This is a genomic window from Paraburkholderia megapolitana, from assembly GCF_007556815.1.
GTDB classification, from domain to species: Bacteria; Pseudomonadota; Gammaproteobacteria; order Burkholderiales; family Burkholderiaceae; genus Paraburkholderia; species Paraburkholderia megapolitana.
The window spans coordinates 1678192-1703165 of record NZ_CP041743.1; the positions used below are offsets into that span (position 1 = coordinate 1678192).

Genomic DNA, 24974 nt, shown 5'->3' on the forward strand with positions numbered 1-24974 from the left:
AGAACCGCCTCGATCTTTAGAGGATTTGCCAAGGTCATGGTAGTCGCCTTCGTGGCCAACCAGATCCTGACCACTGCGTTTACGTATGTTGCGCAACAGGTGGACACCAACCTCACGCATCAGACAATCATGGTGTTTAGCTGCGTCACCTGTGGTCTCGTGACGATGTGGCTCCAGGCCGATGCGCGCCGCGCGTTTGCTTTCGCGCGTGAGAAAGGCTTTATCAAAACGCCAGGCGACACCGGCAATGCGCTGGAAATTGCAGTGGATTGTCCGAAGCGCTGGCTCGTCATCCTGCATATCGAACTGAACCCTGCGGCGGTTGGCGCTTAAAAGCACCGTTAACGAAATCTTTATACTTTTCCCCGCGCGTTTTTCAGCACCTTGACGCAACGCATGCTGCAATGAAAAGGTCATCCCCGCTTCTTCAAGCGAATCGGAGCGCTCGATGTTAAAGATGCTGATCCCGGTGGTGGATCACGGTGGTGCGGTACAGGCTGCGCGTTATGCGGCGTTCATGTTCCTTGAGCACTGCGTGTCCGAAGTCAAATTGCTCGAGGTGCTGGAGCCGATCGATCAGGGACGCACGGCAGCGTTTCACTCGCGCAGCTCACTGCTTCGAAAAGAGAAACACGCCATGCTCGCTCCGCTGATCGAGGCACGTTCGATTCTCGAAGATGCAGGTGTTCCCTATAAATGGAAGCGGGTGTTCGGGCGCGGCACGAAGGCGATTGCCGCCTACGCGGCCACGACTCAATCGGACGTCGTGGTGATCGATGCCAGCCACTTCGGCTTTTTCCGCAGACTGATCGTGCTCGCCAACCTGTGGAGACACACGACTACACCGGTGACGATGCTTCACTAGCCACTATCCGTCGGCTGCTCAAGAGAAAAACACGAACGAGAGCGTAAGTGCCCCATAGATCGCGATTCCAACCACCGGTTGTCCCACAGCGATCGCCATCGCCGCCGCAACGGTTGCTGCCCCGGTAAGCGCAAACCGATAACGCCGGCGGCTCTGCCGGCCGGTCATACCGGCAACGCGTGGTGCCCCTGTACCGCGGCGAATATTCAGGCTGGACATGGTGAAGCCTCGCTGATCGATCCAGCGATTCTGTCAGTACGCGTATATCCGGCGTGTAAAGAAGGCCACGGAAAGCGCAAAATAGCGGTATTCGCCGCGTCACGAGCCGTTCCGCTTCTCAACGATCGCTCACCGATCCATCCAGCAAAGTAATACGGCTGACATCGCTTCAGCCGATAATCGCCGGTTGACGCCGCGTTGCACGGGCGTACTGCTTACCCTCTTATTTCCGCCGCAAGGAGAATCGCGATGAACGAGCAGGATCAGAGACCCGAAGCACTGCTGGCGGAGCGGCAACGTCGCTTCGAGGAAGACCTGGTCGACGCGTACGACGAGGAACTCGAAATGGAAGTCGACGACCGCCTGCTCGACGGCGCGGCGGGCATGACGCCCGAAGCCCGCGACGCGCGCAAGATGTACTTCCGCGAACTGTTCCGCCTGCAAGGTGAACTCGTGAAGCTGCAGGACTGGATCGTCAAGACCGGTCACCGGATGGTCGTGATCTTCGAAGGCCGCGACGCGGCGGGCAAGGGCGGTGCGATCAAGCGCATCACGCAGCGGCTCAATCCGCGCGTGTGCCGCGTCGTCGCCCTGCCGGCGCCGAGCAATCGCGAGCGCACGCAATGGTATTTCCAGCGTTACGCGACGCATCTGCCGGCCGGCGGCGAAATGGTGCTGTTCGACCGTAGCTGGTACAACCGCGCGGGCGTCGAACGCGTGATGGGTTTTTGCAGCGACGACGAATACGAAGAATTTTTCCGCTCGGTGCCCGAGTTCGAAAAGATGCTGGTACGCAGCGGTGTGCAGATCCTGAAGTACTGGTTTTCGATCACCGACGAAGAGCAGGAAATCCGCTTCCAGGCGCGTATTCAAGACCCGTTGAAGCAATGGAAGCTGAGCCCGATGGATCTGGAAAGCCGGCGCCGTTGGGAAGCGTACACGCACGCGAAAGAAGTGATGTTGCAGCGTTCGCACATTCCCGAGGCGCCGTGGTGGGTCGTGCAGGCCGTCGACAAGAAGCGCGCACGGCTCAACTGCATCCACCATCTGCTGAGCCAGGTGCCGTATCACGAGATCGATCATCCGAGCGTCTCGCTGCCCGAGCGTGTGCACCACGCCGAGTACATCCGCCAGCCGGTGCCGGCGGAGCTCATCGTGCCCGAGATCTACTGAGTACGCGTCACGCGTATCAGTCCACCGGCGCCCGCCGGTGGACCGCACAAAAAAAAGCAGCGCGGAGAACCGCGCTGCCCAATCGCTGAAGCACCTTTAATCTTTCATCCTTCATCTGCGGTAGCCGGAGCGTGTGCACCGGCTACCGCGCCATGCGTCGTTCAGAACACCTGGCGGAACAACCAGTAGAGCATCGCCGACAGCGCAATCGATGCCGGCAACGTCAGCACCCACGCGAGCACGAGGCTACGCACGGTGTTCCATTGCAGCCCCGAGCCGTTCGCCGCCATCGCGCCCGCTACCCCGGACGACAGCACGTGTGTCGTCGATACCGGCAGGCCGTACACGTCCGCGGCACCGATGGTCACCATCGCGACGAGTTCGGCCGATGCACCCTGGCCGTAGGTCAGATGCTGCTTGCCAATCTTCTCGCCGACCGTCACGACGATGCGCTTCCAGCCGACCATCGTGCCTAGACCCAGCGCGATCGCAACCGCGACCTTGACCCATGTCGGAATGAACTTGGTCGCGTGATCGGTTTGCTTCTTGAAGTTGTCGATGGCTTTCGCGTCGTTGGGCGCGAACACCGGCTGTTTCGCCTTGTCGATGAGGCGGATCGCTTCGGACGCGACGTACATATTGTTGCGCACGTTATCGACGATATCCTGCGGAACGTTCGCCATCGAACCCGACTCTCCGACCTGCTTGCCGATCTGCGCGGTCAGTTGCTGCAGCGCGGGCACCGTGGCCGGCGTCAGTTGACGTGTGCGCACGTAGTCTTCGACATCGCGTCGCGGGTTGGTCGAAGGCGGCGCGCCGTTCGTGTATCGGGAAAACGATGTCGAAGCCTGTTCAGCGACGGCGACGAAGGTCTGCGATTCGGCGGGGGTGACGGCCTTGTTCAGTGCATACGCGGTCGGTACGGTGCCGATCAGGATCAGCATGATGAGACCCATGCCCTTCTGACCGTCGTTCGAACCATGCGCGAACGACACGCCCGTGCAGGTGAGGATCAGCAGCGCGCGAATCCAGAACGGCGGCGGCTCGTTGCCGGTCGGCTCGGCATACAGCGCTGGTACGCGCACGACCGCCTTGAGAATGAGCAGCAGCAACGCAGCGAGCAGGAAGCCGACGATCGGCGAGAACACCAGCGACTTGCCGACGCCAAGCGCCTGGTTCCAGTCGACGCCGCTCGTGCCCGATGCGCCGTGCAGCATCGAGTTCATCAGCCCGACGCCGATGATCGAGCCGATCAACGTGTGCGAGCTCGACGACGGCAAACCGAAGTACCAGGTGCCGAGATTCCAGATGATCGCGGCGATCAGCAGCGCGAACACCATCGAGAAGCCGGCGCCGTTGCCGACCTGCAGGATCAGTTCGACGGGCAGCAACTGCAGGATGCCGAACGCGACCGCACCGGTCGAGGTCAGCACGCCGAGAAAATTCCACGCACCGGACCAGACGACTGCGAGGTTCGGCGTCAATGAATGCGTATAGATGACCGTGGCGACAGCGTTCGCGGTGTCATGAAAGCCGTTGACGAACTCGAAGCCGAGCGCGATCACGAGTGCGAAGCCGAGCAGCAGGTACGGCAGCAGCGACGACTGGCGCACCGGCGCGAGGTCATCGAGCAGATGCGTCGCGCAGTAAGCGGCGCCGGCGGCGATGGCCAGCAGAAAGATAAAAAGGCCGATGTTGCGACGGCCGGCAGGGGCGTTCGACTGCGGATACGAAAGTTCCGGCATGGCCTGTGTCTCGTGAGGGGTGAATGGGGGCGTGGAGACCTACGATCCTGGTGGGGGCGTGTGTCGTGAAGATGACAAATCGGTGTCGGGTATGCCCCTTATATGGGCGTAAGGTTGCTGACGCTTGGCGGGCGCGGTTGCCCGCACACCTCCGGATTTGCCCCAGGGCGAGCCGCGCAAGCCGAAGTCCGGCGCGCGTAAAATGGGGCCGGCCGACGCTCCCGGGAACCCGCAACCCCGCAATCCCCCTTGCTGCCTGCTTGCAGAGACGCCCTTGAAACGAAAGATGCCCGCGCTGAACGCGCTCAAAGCCTTCGAGGTGGCCGGACACACCGGCAGCTTCACGCGCGCCGCCGAACAGCTCAATGTCACGCAGAGCGCAGTCAGCCGGCAGGTGCGGCAACTGGAGGATCAGCTCGGCGAAGCGCTGCTGCAGCGGCATCATCACCGGCTCGAACTGACGGCAGCGGGCCGCGTGCTGTTGCAGGCGTTGCAGCAATCGTTCGACAAGATCGAGCTGACGGTGCGCAGTATTCAGGAGAAGACGCACCTCAACCGCCTGCGTATCAATGCGCCGCCCACTTTCGCGAGCCGCTGGCTGATGCCGCGGCTCGGTCGTCTGCGCGACGAGCATCCCGAGCTGGAACTGAGCCTGTCGACGCGCGTGGAGGACAACCTCGCGGAATCGGCCGTGCTCGATTGCGCGATCCGCTTCGGCAACGGCGAATGGGAAGGGCTGGACCAGCAGTTGCTAATGAACGAGCGGCACGTGGCCGTGTGTGCGCCCGCGCTGCTGGCACGGCAGCCCGCGCAACAGCCGATCGATCTGAACCAGTTCACGCTGCTGCACGTTCTCGCCAGCGACGACCAGCGCTACCAGACCTGGCAGCACTGGCTGAACGCCGCGGGAATCGCGGGCGTCGATACGACGGGCGGCTACGAATTCGATCTGCTCGATCTGGCGATTCGCGCGGCCATCGACGGCTTGGGCATCACGATCGCGGACCGCCACATGATCGCGCGCGAACTGGCGAGCGGCCAGCTCGTGCCCGTGTTGAACGTGCACGTGGACGGCCATCAGTCGTACTGGTTCGTCACGCGCCCCGAGCAGGGCGACTTACCGCAACTCACGCTGTTTCGTGACTGGCTGCGACAGGAAGTCTGGCTGGCGGCACGTATGCTGGATAGTTCGTCGGTGGCGCCACTTGTGCCGTGAGCGTGTTTGCGACTAAGGCAGGCACGCAGGTATGAAGTACCGCTGTGCGCCAGGGTTTACGACTTGACGATACGGCGCAGCATGTCGAGCAGCGTCGCAGCGGGAAACGGTTTGCGCAGAAACCCGCTGATCGGAATCGCCGGCGGCGGTCCTACCGCCGACGTCAGCACGACGGGTACATCGGCAAGTTGCGGCACGGATTTGAGTGCGTCGATGAGCGCAATGCCGTCCATGCCCGGCATCATCCAGTCCGAAACAACGATATCGGGACGCTCGGCCCGCGCCGAGCGGATGGCGAGTAGGCCGTCCGCCGCCGTCCGCACACGGTATCCGTGCCCTTTCAACAGTGTTTCCAGTGCGCGCAGCAGATTGAGATCGTCTTCGACCAGCAGTATCGTTGTCATGATTGTCCTAAGGCTGGCTATTCCGTAGCAATGCGCGTTCCAAGTGCGGAGTGCGGGTTAAATCCGTGTGGCAGCTTTCCTCCGTTTTCTAATAGCGAGGTCTTATGCGTTCATTTCGTCGATACCGTCGTGCCGTCTATATCGCGTGTTTCGCCTGTTTCGCGGCGTCAGCCGGCATCGCGCAGGCCGCAAGCTTCGATTGCACGCAGGCACAGCAGCCCGACGAGCGCGCGATATGCGCATCCCGTCAGTTGAGCGAAATGGATGTAGAAATGGCGGTTCGCTACGAGATGCTTACCGGGCTCGTCGCGATGGGGACCCGCGGCGACATGCAGGAAGCGCAGCATGACTGGTTGCAAAACCGGTCCCGCTGCGGGGCGTCGCGGTCGTGTCTGGCGACGATGTACCGCTCGCGTATCAATGTGCTGAAGGCGCAGTACGCACAGCTGAAAAGCCGTGGGCCGTTCTGACAAGGCACGTAATATGCCTTCGAAAAACAGATAAAGCAGCCATCAAACCGCGTTTCAGGACGACGCCCCGTGCGTCGTTTCGTTTTCCGGACGAATGAACGACATCACCTGGTTGCGTCCCGCGGCCTTCGCTGCATAGAGCTGTTCGTCGGCAGCGGCGAGCAATTCGAGTGCCGTGCCGCCGTTCGACGGCACACAGCTCGCGCTGCCGATGCTAACCGTCACCGCTTCCTGTGTGTCGGCTGCATACGTGAAACGCAACGACTCCACTTTCCGGCGGATTTTCTCGGCCAGTTTGGTCGCTCCCGCGGCCGGCGTGCCGGGCAGTATCACGGCGAATTCCTCGCCGCCATAGCGTGCCACTACATCGATCGAACGGCGTACGGTGGACGCGACGCAATCCGCAACGGCCGCGATGACCTCGTCGCCGGCCGCGTGGCCGTGTGCATCGTTGAACCGCTTGAAGTAATCGATATCGATGAAAAGCGCTGACAGCGGCTCGCCGTTGCGGCGCGAATGCAGCCATGCGTCGTCGAGCCGCTGGTCGAGCGTGCGACGGTTCGCGAGACCCGTGAGTGGATCGGTGGCGGCGAGCCGTAGCAATTCGGTTTCGGCAAGTATCTTGTCGCGCACCGCGAACGCGAGCAACCACGACACGGCGATGACGACCACGCCCAGCGCGAACGTCAGTACTGCGGCGATCACGCTGCGCTTGCGCCAGCTCGCGAGTACGTCGTCGACGGCCGGCGCAACGACGGCGAGCAGTGGGGTGCCGGGTACGCGTGCATAGGTGTACATGCGCGTCACGCCGTCGAGCGCGGAGACCGTCACAAACGACCCCGACGAGTGCCCCGCGATGTACGCGAATACCGGCGAGCGCACCACACTGGTCCCGATTTCGCTGGTCGTGAGCGGCTTGCGGGCGAGCAGCGTGCCGTCGTCGAGCGAAATGAACACCGAACCCGATGGGCCTGTATTGATCTTGTCGAGCAGATGCTGGAAGTACTCGATGCGGATAGCGAGCAGCGCGACGCCGGAAAACTGGCCGTCGGGCGTGTCGATGCGTCGCGTCAGGCCGATCGACAGCTTGTGATCGCGCAGCCGCGAACGAAACGGATGCGAAATGAATAAGCCAACCGATGGATTGCGCTGATGGGCCAGGAAGTAATCGCGATCGCCGAGTCCGATCAAAGGGTTGATCTCACCGCTTTGCTCGGCCCTGACCTTGCCGTCGGTGCCGAGAATGTAGGCACCGCCGAGGTACTCGGCATCCGTTGCGCGATCGAACAGAACCGATTGCCGCAAGCCCGGCGAGAGCTGCCAGGTCAGCGGACGCTGCGCACCGTCGACCATCGCGCGCAGCGAGAGATTGTAGATTTCGATGTTTCTTTCGAGGTCGCTGCCGATAATCGAAACGAGACTTTGCGACGTTTCATGCGCATGCGTCAACGCATCGGCACGTCCCGCGTACAGCGACACAAAGGTCAGACCGGCCATCGCCGCGGCGACGGCCGTACCGGCGATGCCCGCGACGAACGGATGATTGCCGACCGCCCGCGCAAGCGCGGCCTCCCACGCGAGCGTTCTCTTGCGCAGACGCTGGTTCAATGGGAAAACCGGTTTGAGTACGGACATGTCCCCTCGATCGTCTCGCCTGGACCGTTGTCATCCATGCGGTGCTGCCCCCTGCTACCCCGATTGTGATCCTAGCCGAAGCGTGCGGGTGGGTGCAATTCGTGAGCGTGCCGATGGGCGGGCGGCGTGGTCGGGACTAACCCGCGGGCGTTGCCGCGAAGAAACCGAGGTATCCGTATGCATGCGTGGGGGCCGGCGCGGCCGCTAGCGCACCGATCGATGTCAGCGTTTCGACAGTTTCGTGGCGGTTCGATACGAAGTTCCATGGTGTGGCGCGTGCATCGCGACTGCCGGGCGTTACGTCGGAGAGGGCATCGAGTGCGGCAAGCAGCGCATGAGATTCGGGTGCGTACGTGACGAAGCCTTCGTTCGCAAGCGCTGCATGCGCGAGGCCGAGCGTCGCGCACAGTTGTGCCTTGGCGGGCACATCGCGGGCACTGGCGGTGCGGGCCTGATCGATCGATGCCTGGACCTCGCTGTCGATAAGCTGTCCATGCCGGATCATCGGCGTGCCTTGCCATGCGTCGGGAGGGCATCCCTTGCTGGCGGGCGCGAGTACGACGAACGGATTGATTTCAGCGGGATAGATGCGGCACACGAGCGGCCGCTCGTGATAGATGCCGCAGCGCATGTCGGCGCCGAGGTTCGGGCAGGCGCCTTCGAACGTAGCGACCAGCAACACGGCGATCCGCACCGGCAGTGTGCCGCTCGCGGCGGGAAACGAGCGGGCGTGCCGGTACTGCGCCTCGCGATTTTCCGCAACGGGTTCGACGGGCCACGGTATCGCTTCGCACATCAGTTCGACGCGGCCGCCGCGTCGTAGCCAGGCGCGGGCTTCGTCGACGGTCAGCGCGAGCCGCAGCCCGTGACAGCATTTGCCGCACATCGTGCAGTCGAAATCGAGGTCGTTCATGCGCAGTTGTTTCTGTTCGGGGGAGCTAATCTGATCTGATGCGAGGTGGCAATCCAGGACCGCTCGTATCACGAAGAGGGGGTGGACGCCGCGGTATGGCTCAACGGCACGACCGTCGCGATGAACTGCTCGAAATGCGGCCACCAGATCGGTAACGCGCGATCGACTGCGAACATACCGTGGCCGTCGCGACCGAACGGCGCTTCGAACACGAGTTCGCCTTTGCCGCCGGCCGCCTGGAACGCGCTGAACCAGGTCTTCACAACGTCGGGCGCGAAGTACTGATCGTTCTCGACGTAGTGCCACAGCACCGGTATCTGAATGGTGGAGCCGAAGTGTCCCATCGTCTCGGCCATCCGCTCCGGCGCACACGGAGCGCCTGGATGCGTGGACGGCCGGCCGCCGCGTCCACCCGAAAAATTGACCACGGCGACGAGACCTTTCGGGGCTTCGCTCGCTGCGGCAAGCGAAGCGAATCCGCCCGCCGACTGTCCCACCAGCACGATGTGATTGCGATCGACCTGCGGCAGCGTGTCGGCGTAAGCGATGGTCGCCAGCAGGTCTTGCGCGGCTTCCTTAGCGGCAGTGTCGAAATCGGCGTGGTCGCATGAGTGCCCCGTGTCTTCGGCAAACGATCCGCCCGTCGCGCCGTAGCCGCGCCGGATCGGCACGATGACGGCGAAGCCGAGTCCGACGAAAGCGCGAATCTGCGCGAGCTTACGATAGCGACCGACCTTCACGCGATCGATTGCGTTGGGCGGATTGCCGTGGCTCAGCACGATCAGCGGAAACGGGCCGGGGCCGTCGGGCATGTAGGTCGTGGCGACCAGTTCGCGCTGCGTGTCGCCGAGGAGGCCGTGCTCTGTCATCGGCACCTGGACGATGGTTTCGTGCAGATCGGTGGCGGGTGGATCGAGCTCGGCCGGGCCCGCGAAGCATGCCGGTGCGACGATCAACAGAGCGGCCAGCAGCAGCGCATGCGCGCGATGGCGCATGGGAATGGTTGGGGTTGTGGGCATTTTGTTAGCGTCGTTGTGTTGTCCAGGCCGACAGAGACGCTCGGCGCTTGCCATCAGACCACCGGGGCGAAAAATGGTCAACTGCGAGTTGCGCCGCTCACGTTGCTTACGTTGCTCATGTTGCTCACGCTGCGCAGCGGGGAGCAGAAACTTCACGCAGAAGGTTTATTGGCGCCGCGCGCGCATCGCCGATAATGCATCGGCATCGTCGCGCGCGGGGTCGCACACGGTGTTTCAATAGTCTGTCACTGAACATTTGCGAGCATTAGATGAAAAGAATAGGGATGGTATTGCTGGGTGTGCTGCTGGTCGTTTCGAGTGGCGCATATGCGAAAGACTGGTCGACGATACGTTTCGGCGTCGATGCCAGTTATCCGCCGTTCGAATCGAAGGCCGCCGACGGCAAGCTGGTCGGTTTCGACATCGATGTCGGCAACGAACTGTGCCGGCGTCTGAACGCGAAATGCGTGTGGGTCGAGAATGCCTTCGACGGCATGATTCCGGGCCTGAAGGCACGCAAGTTCGACGGCGTGCTGTCTACCCTCTCGATGACACCCGCACGCGTCAAGCAGATCGCGTTCTCATCGAAGATCTTCCATGTGCCCACGCGTCTCGTCGCGAAGAAAGGTTCGACCATCGAGCCGACTGCCGCGTCGCTCGCGGGTAAATCGGTCGGTGTCGAGCAGGGCTCGATGCAGGAGACTTACGCGAAGACACACTGGGGCGCGCATGGCGTCAACGTTGTGTCGTATGCGGATCAGGATCAGGTGTATGTGGACCTGCTGGCGGGGCGGCTCGATGCGTCGTTGCAGAACGCGGTACAGGCCGAGCGCGGTTTTCTCGATACGCCGCGCGGCGCGCCTTATGCGTTTGCTGGACCGGTGCTCGATGACAGCGCGATTTTCGGTCCGGGCACCGGTATCGGTCTGCGCAAGGAAGATACCGACCTGAAGGAGAAACTCGATGCAGCGATTGCCGCGATGATCAAGGACGGCACGTACAAGCGCATCGCGGACAAGTATTTCGACTTCGACGTGTACGGCGGCTGATCAGTAGGTCTTGTACGGCAGGAATTTGCCGGACAGCACCACCTTGACGCGATCGCCTTTGGGATCGGCTTCGCGTTGAATGTCCATCGAGAAATCGATCGCGCTCATGATGCCGTCGCCGAATTCCTCGTGAATCAGTTCCTTGATGGTCGTGCCGTAGACGTTGACGATCTCGTACCAGCGATAGATCAGCGGATCGGTTGGCACGGCCTCCCGCAACGAACCCTTGTACGGAACGATCTGCAACCACGCGACGGCTTCGTCCGACAGGCCGAAGATGTCGCCGGCGGTTTCGGCCTGGCTGCGGGTAAAGGTCATCTGGCCCAGACACGCGGCCGTCGTCCACTCCTTGCTCTGGCCGATCCGCTCGGCGACGTCGCTCCATTTCAGCCCCCTGGCTACTTTCGCGGAAACGATCATCCGGGTGACTTCGTCGCGGCTCGATATCATGTTGTGCTCCATAGAAAGAAGTGAAAAAGCGGAGATGGGGACCGTTCAAAGCTTCGCATTGGCGCGTTTTCGAGGCAAGACCGGAAAAAATTCAGGATTTCTGCTGAATCTGTCATTGACAGCGCGACGCGTCCCCCGACCTCGCGAGGTTCGCGTCGAAGGCCGCCGTATAACGGTTTGCGCCCAGTGTGCAGGGAAATGCGGCGCGCCGAAAGCATCCCCCCGATGCCCGTCCGGGTATCCCCCGGCCCGACCTTTCTGGTTTTGCCCGGTCCATCAGGAGTATCCTTCGCGGACATCGTAAGGATGTGTTGCACAGATAGACTGCAGATCGCGCGCGCGACGCCGTATTACGTAGATTCTTACCGCGCGTTACGCCGGGTAGGATTCCGTAACGTCAACAAGACACCCGTAACCCGACGCGTACCTCGATGCGATAGTCTTCACACCTGATTTTTCGAGCGGCAATGTTCCTGCGGGAGTATCGGCCGATCGGGCATCGCGTAGCCTGCTTCGCCCTGATGTTGTTCGGCCCTTTACAAGCAGGATGCCCTTTGGACAAATTCGGTCTGTTTCTCATCGTCGCGCTGTTGCGCGTGCTCTCCGTATTGCCTTATTCGTTTGTCGCACGCTTTGGAAGCGCACTGGGTACGACGTTGTACAGGCTTCCCAGTCGCCGCAAACACATCGTGCTGGTGAACCTGCGCCTGTGCTTTCCGGCGAAGAGCGCGCTTGAGCACGAACAACTGGGCCGGGCGCATTTCCAGCATGTGGTGCGCAGCTATCTCGAACGCGGCATACAGTGGTTCGGTAGTGCGAAGTCGATCGACAAGATCGTGCAGATCGAAAGCGAAATCGACCTCGACGACAAGAACGCACCGCCAACCATCTTCATGGGTTTTCACTTCGTCGGTATCGAAGTGGGGTGCATGCGTTATTCGACACACCTGCCGGTCGCATCGCTCTATACGCGCATGTCGAATGCGCCGATGTGCGATCTGGCCCGGCGGCAACGCGGCAGGTTTGGCGCGGAGATGATCGAGCGCGCGACGAGTGCGCGGAAGGTTGTCGGTTTGCTGCGTTCAGGCACGCCCGTCATGCTCGCCGCCGATATGGACCAGGGTATCGACAACTCGGTCTTCGTGCCGTTCTTCGGTGTAGAGGCGTGCACGCTGACATCGATTTCGCGTCTCGCGAAACTCGGCCGTGCGCGGGTCGTGCCGTTCGTGACCGAAGTGCTGCCGGATTTTCGCGGCTACAAGCTAACTATTTTCAAACCGCTCAGCGATTACCCGTCCAGCAGCGAGACCGTCGACGCACGTCGGATGAACGAGTTTCTGGAAACGCAGATCCTCAGGTTTCCAGAGCAGTATTACTGGGTGCACCGGAGGTTCAAGCATCGTCCGGTGGGAGTGGCTGGGGTGTATTGAGTGGGGGTCACCCGGTCCGAATGGCACGCGCAAGTAGAAACAACCCGGCTCCAATGACAACGACTCCGATAGCACGCGCGACGCGTTCGCCATCGGGTGCCAGACGTTCGGCGGCGATGGCCGTTGTTACTGCAACCATCGCGCGCAGGTCCATGGTGCCTGAGACCAGAAGGATCGCGGTCAGACCGGCGCAGCTATAGCTGCAGTGAACGCCTAGGCGCACGCCCTGTCGCCAGGCCGTGGTGGCATTGATGAGTGACAATGCGCGCTCACCCGCCGGCGCTCGTCGGCAGCAGGCAAGGTGCCGGGCTTTCCATGCGGTGAACTGGAGCACACCGGCGCTCAGCACAACTACAGTGGAAACGAACGGAACGGCGCGCGCCAGCAACGGCACGCGCATCTCGAGTGCCGCCAGTGCGATGCCTGGCGGCAAGACGACCATGCCGTATAGCGTCCATACCAGGAAGTACCCCACGCCCACCAGCATGGTCAGCGTGCCGGGGCGTGTGACGCAGGTCCTGGAGGCAAGCTCGCGGTGGTAGCGCCACAACGTCGGCGTGACGGACGGCAGCATCATCGCGATGCTCATCGCGATCCACATGCCGAGGGTTGACGTTGCGACCTCTCGCCATGTCTGACCGCACATCCGTATCCACATCATCGACAGCATCCAGCCGCCTGGCATCGGCACATCGCTCAGTGCCGACATCGACGCGCAACGGGTGATCGTCAGCGCCGCGCTGAACGTGAAGACGAGCGCCGCGACGCTAAAGAAAGTGGCACCGGGAACACCGCATCGGCAGGTTTTCCGTGTCCCGATTGCATCGACTCGACTCACGCGTTGCCTCAGCGTCGGTCGTATTCGTCGTGTCGATGCCACCAGACACCGATCTCGTTGCGCCCTCGCGGAGCGCGGTCGAGCCATTGAAACATGCCCCAGAGGCCATCCAGTCCGCGCGAGTAGGTGGAGTAGGTGTGGTAGACGATGCCATCCTCGAGTACGAACGCACTTAAACCGGGGCGGTCGCGGATGTAGGTGGGCACATCGGTGCCGCACATGGCCGCGAACGTGGCCACGGCCCCTGCGTTCTCATCGTCCTGACTCGCGCTCGACTTTAGGGGCGGCTCGCGCCGGTAGTTGTAGTCGACGGTGCCGCTGCGTTGCTGCTCGTCGGTGAACCATACGCTGAAGTCGGCGTTGAAGTCGGCCGCAACGCTCGAAGTGATATCCGGACTCGCCGCGTTTCCCGGTGCGGATGCCCAGGGAAATGTCCACCCCATCCGCTGTTTGTATGTCTGCAGTTTTGCGAGCGGCGCACGCGATACGGCCGCAAGCGTGACATCGTGATGCGCCAGATGGAGCGCGAAGCCGTTAAACCCGTCCGCGATTGCCGAGCACGACGGACATCCGGCCTTGTAGTCGGGGCCAAACATGAAGTGGTAGACGAGCAGTTGCGAACGCCCTTTGAAGAGATCCGCCAGCGAGGCACTTCCTTCGTCGGTGTCGAATCGGTACGCCTTGTCGACGCGAACCCACGGCAGCGCCTGGCGTTGCTGCGCCAGCTCGTCGCTGCGCCGGGTCAGCGCCTTCTCCGCTGCGAGCAGGTCGAGCCGCGCGGCCAGCCACGCTTCGCGCGTTCCGGTGTGGTGTGTCGTCATCGTTATCTCCTTCGATGTTCTGCGTCGTTCGTCTCGTGACCGATACGACTGACGGGTTGGGGGTCGTGATAGATTAAGACCCGCTATCGAACGGTGGGAGTGACAAGTGTGGCGGGATTGGCATGAACACTGATGCGCTCGTTACGGCGGCTGCGCGTGCACTCGCGGCGGGTGATCCGCTCGGCGCCCTGAACTGGGTCGCTTTGCGCGACGATGCGCCGGCGCTCGCGCTTCGAGGCATCGCGATGGCGCAGCTCGGCGATCTGGTTCGAGCGAAGGCGTTGATGCGCCGTGCCGCGCGCGCCTTCGGTCCCGAAGAGGCCGTGGCCCGCGCGCGATGTGTGGTCGCCGAGGTTGAAATCGCGCTTGCCTCACGCGACCTGGGTTGGTCTGCAAAGACGCTCGATGCCGCGCGAGCGACGCTCGAAGCGCACGGCGACCGGGTAAACGCAGCGCATGCGCAGTATCTCGACGTGCGGCGACTGCTTCTGGTGGGGCGCCTCGACGCCGCCGAGCATGCGCTTGGCGCGCTCGATCCTGGGTTGTTTCCGCCTGCGCTGCGGGTGGCGCATGAGCTGGTTGTCGCGGGCATCGCGTTGCGCCGTCTGCAACCGAAGATAGCGCGAGCTGCACTAGTGCGTGCCGGTCGCGCCGCGTCTCGCGCAGGTATTCCCGCACTAGCCGCTGAGGTCGAAAGCGCGTCCCGGGTCCTGAACACACCGGCTGCTCGCCTGATTGCCCGTGGTGACGAGCGGCTCCTGTCGCTCGACGAGGTCGAAGTGCTGCTGTCATCGCAGACCTTTGTCGTGGACGCGTGCCGTCACGTCGTGCGCGACGCGCATACGGTCATTGCGCTAGCAAGGCGGCCTGTATTGTTTGAGCTCGTGCGTGCGCTCGGCGAGGCGTGGCCGTCGGATGTATCGAGAGATGCGCTGGTGGCGCGGGTATTTCGGGCAACGCGCGCCGACGAATCGTATCGGGCGCGTCTGCGCGTTGAAATCGGCCGGCTGCGTATCCTGCTGCAAACGCTGGCTGATGTGACCGCAACCAGGCATGGATTTGTGCTGACACCGTATCGCGCGCGCGAGGTTGCCGTTCTGGCACGACACGACGACGAACGACACGCGGCGGTGCTCGCCTTGCTTGCTGACGGCGAATCATGGTCGAGCTCGGCGCTCGCGCTTGCGCTGGGAGTCAGTCAGCGTACCTTGCAGCGTGCACTCGATTCGCTTGCGGAAGACGGTAAGGTAGAGCCGGTGGGGCGCGGGCGATCGCGTCGCTGGCTGATGCCGCCAATGCCCGGATTCACGACGCCCTTGTTACTCCCCGCGTCACTATCGAACGATTAGGATGGCAGCATGAACCGATCAACCGCCGAAGTCCTTCGCGAATATGGCCCCTTCGAGGGTGTCGACAGCGTGCACGGTGTCACGTATGACGGCCGGCATGTCTGGTTCGCATCCGGAGACAAACTGAACGCGCTCGACCCAGCGAGCGGAAAAATGCTGCGCTCGATCGACGTCGCCGCGCATGCGGGGTCCGCGTTCGATGGCCAGCACCTCTTCCAGCTTGCCGGCGGCACCATCCAGAAGCTCGATGCGCAGACCGGCGATGTACTCGCTACGATTCCCGCACCAGCCGGTGGCAACCATTCGGGGCTCGCGTGGGCCGAGGGAACGCTGTGGGTCGGACAGTATCGCGACCGGAAGATCCATCAAATCGATCCGCAAACGGGCGCGATTCTTCGCACTATCGAGTCGAATCGTTTTGTCACCGGGGTGACCTGGGTTGATGGGCAGTTGTGGCATGCCACCTGGGAGGACGACGCGAGCGAGCTAAGGCAAATCGATCCTCACACAGGAGAGATTATCGAAAGTCTCGAGATGCCGTCTGGGGTCCATGTGTCGGGACTTGAATCGGACGGTGGTGACCAGTTCTTCTGCGGTGGCGGAAAGAGCGGGAAGTTGCGCGCGATTCGTCGACCGAGGCGAACCCCGGTCGACGCTACTAGCGAATAAGCGAAGGGGTTGGCGCGTGAGCTGCGATCAGGCGCTCCGATTTCAACGCGTCCCACAGCGCATCCGGAATCGGCATTGCCATCAGTGCACGATTCTCTTCGATCCGCGACGGCTGGCTTGCACCGGGGATGACACCTGCAACAGCCGGATGCGCGAGAGAAAATTGCAGAGCCACCGCGCGGATATCGACGCCAAACTTAGCGCAAACCTGCTTGATCCGCGCAACACGATCGATCATCGTTTGCGACGCCAGCTGATATTCGAAGTGCGTGCCTCCCGCGAGCAGCCCGGAGTTGTACGGGCCGCCCACGACGATGCCAAGCCCTCTTGCTTCGCACGCCGGCATCAGCTTGTTCAGCGCGGCTTCGTGATCGAGCAACGTATAGCGACCGGCGATCAGAAAGCCATCCGGATCGGCTTGCTCGAGCGCGAGCTCGCACGGCTCGACACGATTCACACCAAGCCCCCAGCCTTTGATGACGCCTTCGTCACGCAGACGGGATAGCGCTTTCGCCGCACCGGACATCGCCACGTCGAAGACAGCGCGCCAGTTTTCGCCGTGGAAATCGACAGCTGGGTCGTGGATCCACACATAGTCCAGTCGATCGGTTTGCAGCCGCTTCAGGCTGTCTTCGATAGAGCGCAACGTGCCGTCTGCCGTGTAGTCGTAGACGATCTTGTTCGGCAGTCCGTGTTCGAACAAGCCGCCTTTCTCGCCGAGATCGCGGCTCGTAGTCGATTCGTGTTCGTCGAGGATCAGTCGACCGACCTTGGTGCCCAGCACGTATTCGTCTCTTGGGCGACCGGCCAGTGCTTTTCCGAGCCGCAGTTCGGCAAGCCCAGCGCCATACAGCGGCGCAGCGTCGAAATAGCGGATGCCGCTGTTCCAGGCTGCATCGACTGTTGCCAGTGCCTCGGCTTCAGGGATGTCGCGATACATGTTGCCGAGCGGCGCAGTGCCGAAACCGAGGCGCGATGGAATAGTGATTCGCATGATTGTTTCTCCCGTACTCAATCCCAGACCGGCGCGAGGCCCGCAGGGCTGACTTCGCGGCCATTACGTTCCAGGGCAGCGATCTGCGTCATGTCTTCGTCCGTCAGTTGCAACGACTGTGCGAGCAGGTTGCTGCAAAGGTTTTCACGCTTCGTCGACGACGGAATCACCGAATAGCCCAGTTGCAGCGCCCAGGCGAGCGCTACCTGGGCGGGTGTCGCGTGATGACGGTTCGCGATCGCGCCGATCACCGGGTCCTTGAGCACCTTGCCGTACGCGAGTGTCATGTACGACGTGACGTGAATGTCCTGGCCTTGCAGGAACTCGACCAGCTTGCGGTTTTGCAGGTACGGACTCAATTCGATCTGGTTCGTAGCGATCTCGCTCTTGCCGACAGCCGAGATAGCCCGCTGCGTCAGTTCGATATTGAAGTTGGAGATGCCGATCTGGCGCGTCAGGCCCGCTGCTTTGGCTTCGGCCAGTGCGGTCACGAATTCGTCGAGCGCGACGCCGTTGTCCGGCGCCGGCCAATGGATCAAGGTCAGGTCGACATGGTCGGTGCGCAACTTCGCGAGGCTGTCCTTGAGACTCGGAATCAGCTTTGCTCGTGCGTAATTGTCGACCCAGATCTTGGTGGTGAGAAACAGCTCGTCGCGCGCTACGCCGGATTCGGCGATGCCCTGGCCGACTTCAGCTTCGTTGCCGTAAATCTGCGCGGTGTCGACGCACCGGTAGCCCAGTTCCAGGCCGTTGCGCACCGAATCGACGACGACCTGACCTTGAAGACGGAACGTACCGAGACCGAAGGAAGGGATATTGCTCATGATGTTTTGAACCTCGAAGGGAGTGAAGCGGACGAAACCGGCGCCCAGTGAAGCGAATTCTGCCGGTTTCGACACCTGCTAAAAACCGCTTGAAACAGGGATGATTTTTGACTTCGCATCAGCATTCGCTGGCCGTGATAGTCAGGCCGCGTGCTGTGCGGCGTTGACGTTGTCGCATGATCTGAATCAACACGAGTGCGAGACCTGCCGCAGCGATCAGCGCACCGGCAATCGGCACCGCCGGGTAGCCGAACCCTGCCGAAATCGCTGCACCGCCTGCCGCCGCACCCAACGCATTGCCGAGATTGAACGCGCCCACGTTGACCGATGACGCAAGCCCTGGCGCTTCGGCCGCGGCACGCATGACGCGCATCTGCAGCGGCGGCACGACCGCGAAGGTTGCAACGCCCCACACGAGTAGACCAATCGCAGCGCCGGTGTGGCTTGCCGCCATCAGCGGGAAGGCGAGCATGACCACGATCAGCAGCGCGAGGAAGCCGATCAGGCTGCCATCGAGCGAGCGATCGGCAAGCCGGCCGCCCAATACGTTACCGATCGAGAAACCGACACCGATCAGCGCAAGCATCGCGGTGATGAAGAGCGGCGATGCGCCGGTGATATGCATCAACGTCGGCGAGATGTAGGTGTACAGCGTGAACATCGCGCCTGCGCCGAGCACGGTCGTGGCCAGTGCGGCCAGCACCGCAGGGCGCGTGAGGACGGCGAGTTCGTTGCGCAGATTTGGCAGGCGACCCGCTTCGCCCTTCGGTAATGCCGCCAGCAACCCGGCCATCGCGATCAAACCGAGCCCGGCTGTCGCTGCAAACGACATGCGCCAACCGATTACGTCGCCCAGCCACGTCGCGACCGGCACGCCGCCGACATTCGCGATCGTGAGCCCCATGAACATGGTCGCAATCGCGCTAGCCTGGCGTTCGCGCGGCACGAGACTCGCCGCTACAACCGAGCCAAGTCCGAAGAACGCACCGTGATTCAGGCTGGTGACGAGCCGTGCGAGCAGCAGCGTCGTGTAATTGGGCGCCATCGCCGAGAGCAGATTGCCGAGCGTGAAGATGCTCATCAGCAGGATCAGCGCGGAACGTTTCGGCCAGCGCGCAAGCGCGAGTGTCATGAGCGGCGCGCCGACCATGACGCCGATCGCGTAGGCGCTGATCAGCATGCCGGCGCTCGGAATCGATACGTGAAGACTGCCAGCGATGGCGGGCAGCAGCCCCATCGGCGAGAACTCGGTCGTACCGATACCGAACGCGCCGACAGCGAGCGCCAGCAGCGGGAGCGTCGAGTTACCGCGCGCGGCGGGTTGGGAAGAAGTAGTCGGGATCATGCTTCATGCTCCTGAATGCATAGATGAAAGTTCAACGGGAGCAAGTGTGATCGTTTTACTTTTGCGGAAAAACTGGTATATAGACGAAATTGTTTTGATTTAAAGTCAACAATGAAAACCACACTCGATGAACTGCAAACCTTCGCGACCGTGGTCGACATGGGTTCGATCACAGCCGCCGCTGAGCAGCTCGACCAGACGGTTTCGGCGGCGAGCCGGACGCTCGCCAGACTCGAGGAGAAGCTGAAGACGACGTTGCTGCGCCGGACTACGCGCCGGCTGGAGCTGACCGAAGAAGGGCGGGCGTTTCTGCAGAACGCGCGGGCGATCATCGAACAGGTGGAGAGTGCGGAAGAACAGATGGTGGCGCGACGCGACAAGCCGTCCGGGCGGTTGCGGATCGACGCCGCGACGCCGTTCATGCTGCACGCGATCGTGCCGCTCGTGCGCGGCTACCGGGAGCGCTATCCGCACGTCGAGCTGGAGTTGAACAGCAACGAAGGGATTATCGATCTGCTGGAACGGCGCACCGATGTGGCGATCCGGATTGGCCGGTTGAAGGATTCGACGCTGCACAGCCGGCTTGTCGGCAATAGCCGGCTGCGCATACTGGCGAGTCCTGGTTTTATCGAAACACACGGCCTGCCGCGCAGGGTCGAGGATCTCGGCAAGCATGCGCTGCTTGGGTTCAACCAGCCGGAATCGCTGAACACCTGGCCCGTGCTTGGCACGGACGGCGAACCGTATCGCATCGAGCCGACGGTCTGGTCGTCGAGCGGTGAGACGCTCAGGCAAATGGCACTGGAGGGCGTCGGCATCGCGTGTCTGTCGGACTTCATGACCGGACAGGATCGCGAATCGGGACGGCTCGTGCAGATTCTGAACCGTCAGACTCAGGATGTCCGGCAGCCGATTCACGCTGTCTATTACCGCAATACGGCTATCTCTTCGAGAATTGCTTCGTTTGTGGATTATCTGGTTGAGGCGTTCAAGACGCGGTTGGTGTCTTGATCTTAACTACGGGCGAAGCAGGTGAGGGCGACCGTCCACATCGGTCTCAGCCCGCCTGCATATCCGTACCGCCACGGCGTTTGAGCAACTCGCGGATCTGCGCGAGATAACGGTCACCGGTGGCGTGATCGTCGTCAGCCAGCCTGGGCGTGTCCGGCGCCGGTGGCCACACGCCGAGATAACGGCAAACCGCCGACACATAAGGCTTGCGCGGGGAGTTTGCATTACCGGCATTACCAGTATTGCCGGTGTCCGCGCGGCTGGCGAGATGACGCGCGGCGGCCGCCACACGCGCATCGCCCACATGCGTACGCAGCCAGGCCAAGGTCTGGCGATCGCTTTCATTGATGACGCGAAGCAGATGTTCCATGACACGAAACCTGTATAAATGTACAGTAGTTAATATATACAGTGTTTGGGGGATGTTCAAGGTTAATCTGCTGCCGCTGCGATGGTGCCGGTTGCCATTGGAGTCGAGCGGATTTTCATTTGAGATCGGATGATCCTTGTGTCAGAGAGTTACAGCCTCATTCCCATCCAGATGACAGCCGAGGTCGATGCTGCGACGATTGGCGTGAGCCAACGTTCCCATAGACCACCAGTGACGGCACGAGCCGCGGATGCATCATGGTGCCGACTCTCGTCGTCAACGATGCTGGAAATTGCAGCAATAGCGGTCGCATCTTTCCCTGCTAATTCAGCGATCTGATCCATCAAATGGTCTAGCACGACTCGCTCTACCGCTGCTGTCGTCGCCGATATCGCTCGTGGCCCCAGCAGACCGGTAACGACACCTAGTGCGAAGCCTCCAGCTCCACACAGCAAGTAGCTTCGGCAGCGTCGCGCTCCACGGGCTCGCAGTGCCTCAGCGAATATTGCTCGATGATTTCGCTCATGCAACCTGAACTCGATCAGTTCAGGGACCAACTTGCGAGCAGTCAAGCGGGCCAGAAGGATCTGGCCCGTGTAAATATGCACAGCGCCGTTCTCTCCGGCGTGGTTGACCCTGAGGAAGCGGTCGCCAATCGGCATTGCCAGTCCCAATTGAACCTCGAAACTATCGTGTACTACCGGACTCTCGGGAGGTATTTCTGTCTCTCGTTCGCGACGATTACTTCATCGACATACGTATCTTTCTGGACTGCGACAATCAGGAGGCCAGGCCGCCAATTGATCTTAAAGCCGCGAAACTCGAGCGGGATAGAGGATGGACCAAGGCGCACCATCACGACATACCGATCTGGTTCATTGGCACAAATCGATGTACCCAATACCCGTTCGTCGGGGGAGTGTTTCTGGCAAGTCCGAATCGCAATCTCACGGACCTCTCTCCTCGCGCGCAGTTGTGGGAACAGCGGGTATAACCATCGATAGTGATCTATACCATCAAGGCCAAGGAACGTCAGGCGAGCCAGAAATACGAACACGGTGCTGCCGACCACATAGATGATCATGAAGACCGCGAGGGTAATCAACATGATCACAAAGGTATAAGCGGCTATTTGAATGGTCATTCCCTGCTCGCAGGCTTGCGGCCCGGCGAATCCCAAGCCCATGCGCAAGCTACGGGCTCGGGGAATACCTTACCTGAACGGCGAATTACGAACGGTATGATTGTGATGCAGCGGGCGTTTGGGCTACGCGCGTATGAGGGATTATCGTCCTTTCCATACATGCGCGGAAGGGACGACAATCCATCAAAGCCGTCGAAACGGAATCGGGGGGATCTATGAAATTGAGAACATTGATCATTTGCACGAGCGCTTTGTTCGGTGGCTGTGCGACGGTTCACCAGAGTTATGCGCCCGATGGACGCGTCTCGTATAACCTGAATTGCAGTGGACTCGCGCGTGGCTGGGATAAATGCTTCCAGGCAGCGGGCGATATATGTAAAGAAGCGGGCTTCGATGTGCTGGATCGGAGCGATGAGCCTTCGTCTACTGTCGGGGGCAGCTACTCCGGTAACCGTGGCGGCATGTTCGGGGCGCAGACGAGCGAGCGGTCAATGGCAGTGGCATGCAAGCGCCCGGCACCCTGAAATGCGGTAATCGTCTTCGGTCATTTTCTTCCTAGAGTCTCGTCATCGGATGTATCTAGCTGATGCCTCAACGAGTCACAGGCAACGTGCAGGTAGATGTTCGCCTATTTAGGCCGCCTGTAGCGCCCGGATCAGAAGTGTGGGTCTGGAGTCGTTTCACAGGCCACGAGCGCTTTGAGAAGGCTACTTCCATCGACGTTCTGCGTGTGCAGACGACCGTCCAGGTCGAAAGATATCCACGTTGTGTTCTGAAGCGCCGCGGTGAACGCACTCTTGTTCAACGTCACGGCAATGCTGGTCCAAGGTGACACTGGGCTTACCTGACCCGTAGTCGTAACTGAATACTCATTCATGCTGATTGCGACAGGATAGTTGCCCACTGGCATATGCAGCTTGTAGTTGGTCAGTTCCAGCGCTATCTGTCGCTATGTGACGCAGATGACGAGGGTGCTGCGGCTGGCTTCGACGCGATGATACAAGTGCAGTTCGCGACCCGAAGCGGTCGTCCGCGGGTTTGTCGAACGACCGGTCATCGCAAGCGGTCCGGATCATCGATCGGGCATCCGAAACTACGATGTGGGCGAGATGGGGACCGGTGTATCATTTAGTAGGCCAGTTAAAGCTTTGCTGGCGCGTCGTTATTCACCATTAGCACGAGTTTGCCGTGCGCTCGTCCGGCTATGCTGATTTCGACAGCGTCTTTCCAGTCGTCCCACGTAAACGTGCGGGCAATCGGGATGGTGAAGCTCCCTGCGGCGGCCAACTGGGCATAGTCTCCGAGGACATCGTACCGATGAACCACACCCTTTTCGCGTCCCGTCGTTCGGACGCCCAGACCGTCCTCGTCGAAATCGCTGAAGCTCATTACCCGGTGGGGGTCCCCGTCCACAATCTTGATGAGATCGGGCAGCGCGCCTTTGACCCGCGCGGTGTGCAAGGCGAAATCGGGCGCTCCGCCCGCGATCTCGCGAACCCGCTCCACCATCCCGTCGCCGTAAGGCGTCACGCTCGCGCCTAGTGCGCGCAAGCGATCTGCGAACGTTTCGCCTGCGCTTGCTATCACCTGTGCCCCTCGCAACAGGGCAATCTGGACGGCTGCGAAACCGGTCATCGTCCCTCCGCCGTTGACCATAATGGTCTGGCCTCTCGACAGCCCAAGGAGATCGATGCTCCGGGTGGCCGTCTCGACTGCCATGGGAAGACACGCTGCATGCTCAAGGCTCAGACCGTTCGGAACGGCGCACCAGACCTTCAGCACAGCGAACTCCGCCGCGCCCGCCGTGGGGTAGCCAATGTAATCCGGGACACCAAAGACGAGGTCGCCGATGCTCACGTCGCTAACACCTTCACCAAGCGCATCAACTGTCCCGGAAACGTCGAAGCCGATACCGCGCGGAGGTGGTAGCGGAATGAACCCCTGGCACACGACCCAATCGGCTGGATTGAAGGCGCAGGCATGAACACGAATGCGCACTTGTCCGTCGCGCGGCCTTGGGACGGGAACGTCGTCCAGATGCAATACATCGGCAGGATCACCATAGCGCTGAACCCTAAGGGCTTTCATATGCGCTGGATCGGTATTCGGCATAACGATTCTCCACGGCGGTTAGTGGTCGAATGCGAAACGCACGGTTGCTCCACCGCTTGCGGAAGTAGGGAAACAACGATAGCGTATCGTCATATACTGACAATACGCGTAAAGTCAGTTTGTGACAATACGATTGGTGAAAAATGCCTAGAGATGCCGAAAAAGTGCGGCGTCGCCTTCAGGAGGCGGCGCTCAAGCTCTTTGAGACTCGTGGTTACGACGAGACTACAGCCGCGGACATTGCGGCGGAGGCCGGTGTCACGCAACGCACCTTCTTCCGGCATTTCCCGGATAAGCGGGAAGTGCTCTTCAGCGGTGAGGATGAGTTCATTGAAGCTCTCCAGAGCGCTGTTATGAACGTTCCGCAGGGTCTCGGGCCTCTGGAAGCGCTATTTCATGCGTTCCCGTCGGTAGAACCTCTCTTCGTCAAGAACCGCCCGTTCACCGCGCCGCGCCAACGCATCATCGCCGGCCACCCTGCCTTGCAAGAGCGGGCGCAGACCAAGACTCGAGCCGTTATGTCAGCCCTGGAGTCGGCTTTCCGTCAGCGGGGAGTGCCCGACCGGGCAGCCGGCCTTGCAGCACAAGTCGGGATGGCAGCGATCGGTCACGCTGTCGGAGAGTGGTTCGAAAGTGGCTCGACGGATCTCGGTGCCTATGTCGAACAAGCCTTCAAGGAATTGCGCGATCTCTCGACCTTCGCCGCAGCACCGTAGTCCCGATCCGCCTTTAAAGGGCGATTAAGCTCAGTTAGCTTTGCTGGGTGCAATCAATTGCCAACGGTCCATCCTTTACTCTTGAACGGCTGTTCATGGCCGACTACCGCCCGACGACGACCGGCTCAGTCCAACCCGGAACGGGCGGTCGGACTTTTCGACAACAGACATACAACTGACTGCGAATGCGCAG

Annotated in this window: 27 protein-coding genes; 11 read left to right on the forward strand and 16 right to left on the reverse strand. The window is 61.3% G+C overall.

The window, feature by feature from the left end; translation table 11 throughout:
* The first annotated feature begins 36 nt into the window (after positions 1 to 36).
* Both FNZ07_RS07100 and FNZ07_RS07105 read left to right on the forward strand, forming a co-directional pair.
* On the forward strand, positions 37 to 333 hold the full coding sequence (locus FNZ07_RS07100; RefSeq protein ID WP_245811563.1) for a hypothetical protein: 297 nt from the start codon (positions 37 to 39) through the stop codon (positions 331 to 333).
* A 115-nt stretch (positions 334 to 448) separates the two neighbouring features.
* Positions 449 to 865 (forward strand): universal stress protein, encoded by a 417-nt coding sequence (locus tag FNZ07_RS07105; protein ID WP_091014896.1) that lies wholly within the window; start codon positions 449 to 451, stop codon positions 863 to 865.
* A gap of 18 nt (positions 866 to 883) precedes the next feature.
* On the opposite strand, the gene FNZ07_RS07110 is transcribed toward FNZ07_RS07105, so the two are convergent.
* On the reverse strand, positions 884 to 1084 hold the full coding sequence (locus FNZ07_RS07110) for a hypothetical protein (protein ID WP_143098104.1): 201 nt from the start codon (positions 1082 to 1084) through the stop codon (positions 884 to 886).
* 249 nt (positions 1085 to 1333) lie between these two features.
* Between FNZ07_RS07110 and ppk2 the strand changes: the two genes are divergently transcribed.
* Positions 1334 to 2257 carry a polyphosphate kinase 2 gene (gene ppk2 / locus FNZ07_RS07115; protein ID WP_091014899.1) on the forward strand — a complete coding sequence of 308 codons (924 nt, stop codon included), beginning with the start codon at positions 1334 to 1336 and terminating at the stop codon, positions 2255 to 2257.
* Positions 2258 to 2418: 161 nt separating this feature from the next.
* On the opposite strand, the gene FNZ07_RS07120 is transcribed toward ppk2, so the two are convergent.
* Positions 2419 to 4002, reverse strand: coding sequence for an inorganic phosphate transporter (locus FNZ07_RS07120; RefSeq protein ID WP_091014901.1), 1584 nt, complete (start codon positions 4000 to 4002; stop codon positions 2419 to 2421).
* A gap of 286 nt (positions 4003 to 4288) precedes the next feature.
* Here FNZ07_RS07120 and FNZ07_RS07125 point away from each other — a divergent pair, with 286 nt between their 5' ends.
* Positions 4289 to 5218: a LysR substrate-binding domain-containing protein gene (locus tag FNZ07_RS07125; RefSeq protein ID WP_091014904.1), complete on the forward strand. Its 930-nt coding sequence runs from the start codon at positions 4289 to 4291 to the stop codon at positions 5216 to 5218.
* 56 nt (positions 5219 to 5274) lie between these two features.
* Here the strand turns inward: FNZ07_RS07125 and FNZ07_RS07130 are convergent, their stop codons facing one another.
* Complete coding sequence (locus FNZ07_RS07130) at positions 5275 to 5622, reverse strand: response regulator (protein ID WP_091014906.1); 348 nt, start codon at positions 5620 to 5622, stop codon at positions 5275 to 5277.
* 104 nt (positions 5623 to 5726) lie between these two features.
* On the opposite strand from FNZ07_RS07130, the gene FNZ07_RS07135 reads away from it, so the two are divergent.
* Positions 5727 to 6092 carry a lysozyme inhibitor LprI family protein gene (locus FNZ07_RS07135; protein WP_091014909.1) on the forward strand — a complete coding sequence of 122 codons (366 nt, stop codon included), beginning with the start codon at positions 5727 to 5729 and terminating at the stop codon, positions 6090 to 6092.
* A gap of 54 nt (positions 6093 to 6146) precedes the next feature.
* Here the strand turns inward: FNZ07_RS07135 and FNZ07_RS07140 are convergent, their stop codons facing one another.
* From FNZ07_RS07140 to FNZ07_RS07150, 3 genes are all read right to left on the reverse strand, one after another.
* Positions 6147 to 7727: a sensor domain-containing diguanylate cyclase gene (locus FNZ07_RS07140; RefSeq protein WP_091014912.1), complete on the reverse strand. Its 1581-nt coding sequence runs from the start codon at positions 7725 to 7727 to the stop codon at positions 6147 to 6149.
* Positions 7728 to 7863: 136 nt separating this feature from the next.
* Positions 7864 to 8640, reverse strand: a complete 777-nt coding sequence (locus FNZ07_RS07145; RefSeq protein ID WP_091014914.1) for a YkgJ family cysteine cluster protein — start codon at positions 8638 to 8640, stop codon at positions 7864 to 7866.
* A gap of 68 nt (positions 8641 to 8708) precedes the next feature.
* A complete protein-coding gene (locus tag FNZ07_RS07150; protein ID WP_170275678.1) occupies positions 8709 to 9659 on the reverse strand; it encodes an alpha/beta hydrolase family protein in 951 nt (316 codons plus the stop codon).
* 269 nt (positions 9660 to 9928) lie between these two features.
* Here FNZ07_RS07150 and FNZ07_RS07155 point away from each other — a divergent pair, with 269 nt between their 5' ends.
* Positions 9929 to 10708, forward strand: a complete 780-nt coding sequence (locus FNZ07_RS07155; protein WP_091014919.1) for an ABC transporter substrate-binding protein — start codon at positions 9929 to 9931, stop codon at positions 10706 to 10708.
* Here FNZ07_RS07155 and cynS read toward each other — a convergent pair whose 3' ends face one another.
* A complete protein-coding gene (cynS, locus tag FNZ07_RS07160; protein ID WP_091014921.1) occupies positions 10709 to 11158 on the reverse strand; it encodes a cyanase in 450 nt (149 codons plus the stop codon).
* Positions 11159 to 11679: 521 nt separating this feature from the next.
* On the opposite strand from cynS, the gene FNZ07_RS07165 reads away from it, so the two are divergent.
* Positions 11680 to 12588 (forward strand): lipid A biosynthesis lauroyl acyltransferase, encoded by a 909-nt coding sequence (locus tag FNZ07_RS07165; RefSeq protein WP_091015841.1) that lies wholly within the window; start codon positions 11680 to 11682, stop codon positions 12586 to 12588.
* A 7-nt stretch (positions 12589 to 12595) separates the two neighbouring features.
* Here FNZ07_RS07165 and FNZ07_RS07170 read toward each other — a convergent pair whose 3' ends face one another.
* Together FNZ07_RS07170 and FNZ07_RS07175 are read right to left on the reverse strand one after the other, a co-directional pair.
* Positions 12596 to 13297 (reverse strand): DUF2182 domain-containing protein, encoded by a 702-nt coding sequence (locus FNZ07_RS07170; protein WP_245811565.1) that lies wholly within the window; start codon positions 13295 to 13297, stop codon positions 12596 to 12598.
* Between the two features lie 137 nt (positions 13298 to 13434).
* Positions 13435 to 14247 (reverse strand): DUF899 domain-containing protein, encoded by an 813-nt coding sequence (locus FNZ07_RS07175; protein WP_091014926.1) that lies wholly within the window; start codon positions 14245 to 14247, stop codon positions 13435 to 13437.
* Positions 14248 to 14369: 122 nt separating this feature from the next.
* Here FNZ07_RS07175 and FNZ07_RS07180 point away from each other — a divergent pair, with 122 nt between their 5' ends.
* Both FNZ07_RS07180 and FNZ07_RS07185 read left to right on the forward strand, forming a co-directional pair.
* Positions 14370 to 15596, forward strand: coding sequence for an HTH domain-containing protein (locus tag FNZ07_RS07180; protein ID WP_091014928.1), 1227 nt, complete (start codon positions 14370 to 14372; stop codon positions 15594 to 15596).
* A gap of 9 nt (positions 15597 to 15605) precedes the next feature.
* Positions 15606 to 16265 (forward strand): Vgb family protein, encoded by a 660-nt coding sequence (locus FNZ07_RS07185; RefSeq protein ID WP_091014930.1) that lies wholly within the window; start codon positions 15606 to 15608, stop codon positions 16263 to 16265.
* On the opposite strand, the gene FNZ07_RS07190 is transcribed toward FNZ07_RS07185, so the two are convergent.
* The 3 genes from FNZ07_RS07190 to FNZ07_RS07200 all read right to left on the reverse strand — a co-directional run bounded on the left by FNZ07_RS07190 (position 16255) and on the right by FNZ07_RS07200 (position 19428).
* The gene (locus tag FNZ07_RS07190) at positions 16255 to 17259 is read right to left on the reverse strand and encodes an aldo/keto reductase (protein ID WP_091014932.1); all 1005 of its coding nucleotides are present in this window, start codon (positions 17257 to 17259) and stop codon (positions 16255 to 16257) included. The two genes, FNZ07_RS07185 and FNZ07_RS07190, sit on opposite strands and share 11 nt — an antisense overlap.
* A 17-nt stretch (positions 17260 to 17276) precedes the next feature.
* Positions 17277 to 18083, reverse strand: a complete 807-nt coding sequence (gene dkgB, locus FNZ07_RS07195) for a 2,5-didehydrogluconate reductase DkgB (protein ID WP_091014934.1) — start codon at positions 18081 to 18083, stop codon at positions 17277 to 17279.
* A 118-nt stretch (positions 18084 to 18201) separates the two neighbouring features.
* Complete coding sequence (locus FNZ07_RS07200; RefSeq protein WP_091014938.1) at positions 18202 to 19428, reverse strand: MFS transporter; 1227 nt, start codon at positions 19426 to 19428, stop codon at positions 18202 to 18204.
* A gap of 111 nt (positions 19429 to 19539) precedes the next feature.
* On the opposite strand from FNZ07_RS07200, the gene FNZ07_RS07205 reads away from it, so the two are divergent.
* Positions 19540 to 20439, forward strand: coding sequence for a LysR substrate-binding domain-containing protein (locus FNZ07_RS07205; protein ID WP_091014941.1), 900 nt, complete (start codon positions 19540 to 19542; stop codon positions 20437 to 20439).
* A gap of 46 nt (positions 20440 to 20485) precedes the next feature.
* Here FNZ07_RS07205 and FNZ07_RS07210 read toward each other — a convergent pair whose 3' ends face one another.
* From FNZ07_RS07210 to FNZ07_RS07225, 4 genes are all read right to left on the reverse strand, one after another.
* Positions 20486 to 20809 carry a hypothetical protein gene (locus tag FNZ07_RS07210; RefSeq protein WP_091014943.1) on the reverse strand — a complete coding sequence of 108 codons (324 nt, stop codon included), beginning with the start codon at positions 20807 to 20809 and terminating at the stop codon, positions 20486 to 20488.
* Between the two features lie 149 nt (positions 20810 to 20958).
* Positions 20959 to 21471 carry a demethoxyubiquinone hydroxylase family protein gene (locus FNZ07_RS07215; RefSeq protein ID WP_091014946.1) on the reverse strand — a complete coding sequence of 171 codons (513 nt, stop codon included), beginning with the start codon at positions 21469 to 21471 and terminating at the stop codon, positions 20959 to 20961.
* A gap of 35 nt (positions 21472 to 21506) precedes the next feature.
* Entirely contained in the window at positions 21507 to 21953 is a 447-nt protein-coding gene (locus FNZ07_RS07220; protein WP_143098106.1) for a hypothetical protein, read from the reverse strand.
* Between the two features lie 1140 nt (positions 21954 to 23093).
* A complete protein-coding gene (locus tag FNZ07_RS07225) occupies positions 23094 to 24065 on the reverse strand; it encodes an NADP-dependent oxidoreductase (protein ID WP_245811566.1) in 972 nt (323 codons plus the stop codon).
* A gap of 143 nt (positions 24066 to 24208) precedes the next feature.
* Here FNZ07_RS07225 and FNZ07_RS07230 point away from each other — a divergent pair, with 143 nt between their 5' ends.
* Positions 24209 to 24781 (forward strand): TetR/AcrR family transcriptional regulator, encoded by a 573-nt coding sequence (locus tag FNZ07_RS07230; RefSeq protein WP_170275679.1) that lies wholly within the window; start codon positions 24209 to 24211, stop codon positions 24779 to 24781.
* Positions 24782 to 24974 lie beyond the last annotated feature (193 nt).